The 2505-nt window shown below is 59.2% G+C and carries 2 protein-coding genes; both read right to left on the bottom strand.

Annotated features, from left to right (window positions below; genetic code table 11):
• Nucleotides 1-348, bottom strand: a 348-nt coding sequence (locus AWB81_RS42030; protein WP_268811810.1) for a reverse transcriptase domain-containing protein, incomplete at its 3' end; no start/stop codon positions are given.
• On the bottom strand, nt 329-2053 hold the full coding sequence (locus AWB81_RS42025) for a recombinase family protein (protein ID WP_062644426.1): 1725 nt from the start codon (nt 2051-2053) through the stop codon (nt 329-331). The genes AWB81_RS42025 and AWB81_RS42030, both read right to left, overlap by 20 nt.
• Nucleotides 2054-2505 lie beyond the last annotated feature (452 nt).

The raw sequence follows: 2505 nt of genomic DNA, 5'->3' as shown, positions 1-2505 counted from the left end.
GCGACGCGGTCTTTGGCGGTCAATTGCCGCACCATCGCCCGGCCCTTCTCCGAAGTCACCCACACGTGAGTGAATCCGAGGAAAGTTGAAGGTCGTGGCCAGCGGCTCTTGGGGATCATCGTGCCCGGATTGGGGTTTGAAGCGGAAATCAATCATCTGGGTTTTGTTCGGATGTAACTCGAGTCCGTACTTGCCCAATCGCTTGCCGAGCACCCGCAAGACGCGCTCCGCATCGTCTTTGTGCGCGAGGATCACGACAAAGTCATCCGCGAAACGAACCAAGGTGCTCGGCCCACGAAGGCGCGGTTGCACCTCAGCGGCAAACCATTCATCCAAAACATAATGCAAGAACACGTTGGCTAAGCAGGGCGAAATTACGCCGCCTACAATGTTGCATACTTTTCACTCCGTCGCCTGAGTCATTCGAATTCTCGCTGTCGAGAACCTGAGGCTGTGGGTCGACACGGAAGACAACGACGATTTCATCCTTGTGGATTTCGACGCGCCTGACCAGCCCCAGAACGATCTGGCGCTTCATTTCAAGATCGATCGTATCCAGCTTTTCGGTGACGGCGTCTGCAAATTCCTCGAGCCGGTTGATGACCAGGAATAGCTCGCTTTGCACCACCCCATGGCGACGGGATTCCTGGATCTGCCCGTCAATCTGTTCGAGCCGGTTCTTCAACTGCTGTATCTTCGGCTCGAAGTCCGTCTTGTCGATAATGCCGTCAGCGTAGCTGTCGATCAGCCGGGACTTGCCTTTTTCCAGCTGAAGCCGCTGCTTTTCCAGACTGGCCGTGTCGAAGCTACTCTTTTCATTGCGCTCCATCATGTCCAGTCGACGTTCATATTCGTTCTTCAGTCGATCCGGATGCCTGAGCAATTCAACGACCTGCTGCCATACCAGATCATCAAGTCTGTCGGTTCGTACCTGGAAATTGTCACAGATGCGGTGGCCGCCGAAACGGTAAGCATCGGTTCCAACACAGCGGTAATAAGCGTAGTCCCGCTGATGCCCCTTGGCTGCAGCCTTGCTCACTTTCTTTGCGTAATAGGCGTAACGGCACTGGCCGCAGACCGTCAACCCCTGCAGCAGGCGTAGCGGCGCACTCCCGCGCCTCTGGCGCGCCAGCTTGCGGTTCTCGGTTAGCTGCTCCTGAGCCGACTGGAACAGTGCCTCGCTGACGATCGCCGGCACCGGAATCTCGATCCAGTCCTGCCGGTCGGTACGTGTTGTCGAGTACGGCTTTCGGGGCACGTCGGCGCTGTGACGCTGGGCACGCACTCGTACCTGCAGGTGATCGCGCGACTGGGTCTTGCCGAAGGCGGCCCGCCCCATGTAAGCCGGGTTACGCAAGATTCCCCACACTACGCTGCGGTCCCAGTACGGCTTGCCCGACGCCGTCACAGTATCCGATTCGGTAAGGCGGCGTACCACCTCCCCTATGCTCAGGCGTTCCCTTCCCACCCACTCGAAGATCGCTCGGACCGTTGCAGCCTGGGGCAGTTCGATCACGTACCGGGCCGGCGTTCCGTCGAGCTGCCGGCGGACGTAGCGGTAGCCATAAGGTGCTCCGGACAGCACATTGACGCTACCGCGTTTTGCACCATGAAGCTTGCCACGGCGGTGGCGCTCGGCGATCTTCGCCCGCTCGTATTCCGCGATCATGCCCTGCATCTGCAATAGCAGAGACTCTTCCGGCGTCGTACCGATCGCGTGATTGAGGAACACAACCTGGACGCCGCAGCCTGAGAACTCTTCCATCAGCAGCGCCTGGTGCGCATATTTGCGCGCCAGCCGGTCTGGCGACAGGATGTACAACTGATCGATCGTTCCGATCGCGGGACAGTCCCTGAGGCGCTCCAGCTGTGGTCTGATCAGCGTCGCGCCACTCACGCCGGCGTCAATAAAACACATGTCGTCGACGATCTGCGCGCCGTCAGCCGAAATGCGCTCCTTCAATGCCGCGATCTGGCTGTCAATGGTGCCGCGTTTGCTTTGCTGTTCCGAGGATACCCGCGCGTAGAGAGCGATCATTGCAGCGGTGCTCATTGTTTCCCCCGCCTGGTAGCCGTTCGTTTCGGTGACGCCAGCTTCAAAACCCGCTCCGGCGACGTGGTGCGTGCGTGTATTGGGCTGAGCTGCTCGTACGTCTTCTGCAGCTGCTCACCGGCAAAGCGGTTCGGCTCGAAAGCGAGACGAACCTGCCAGTGCTTACGTCGTCCTCGTGTCATTGATGTGTCTCCCGGTCGGCGGGAGCAACGGCCTCGAGGACGAGCACCGCATCGACGTCAGGACATCCTCTGGACCACGGCGCCAGACACTCCCTCGAAATGCGCAGGCCCCATATTACTCGCGAGTTTGCTATGTTGTTGCCGGGGCTATCACCCCGCCTTGCGGAGTGCCGAGCTCCGGATAAGACAACTGCCCGTTATCCAGCACGCCTGCTTTTAACCACTTGTCGATCAGTCGTCTGACTACGCCATCGGTGACTCGTCTGGCTA

Origin of the sequence: Caballeronia arationis, assembly GCF_001544975.2 — a bacterium.
In the GTDB taxonomy this organism is placed as follows: Bacteria; Pseudomonadota; Gammaproteobacteria; order Burkholderiales; family Burkholderiaceae; genus Caballeronia; species Caballeronia arationis.
This window is presented reverse-complemented; position numbering and strand designations above follow the sequence as displayed.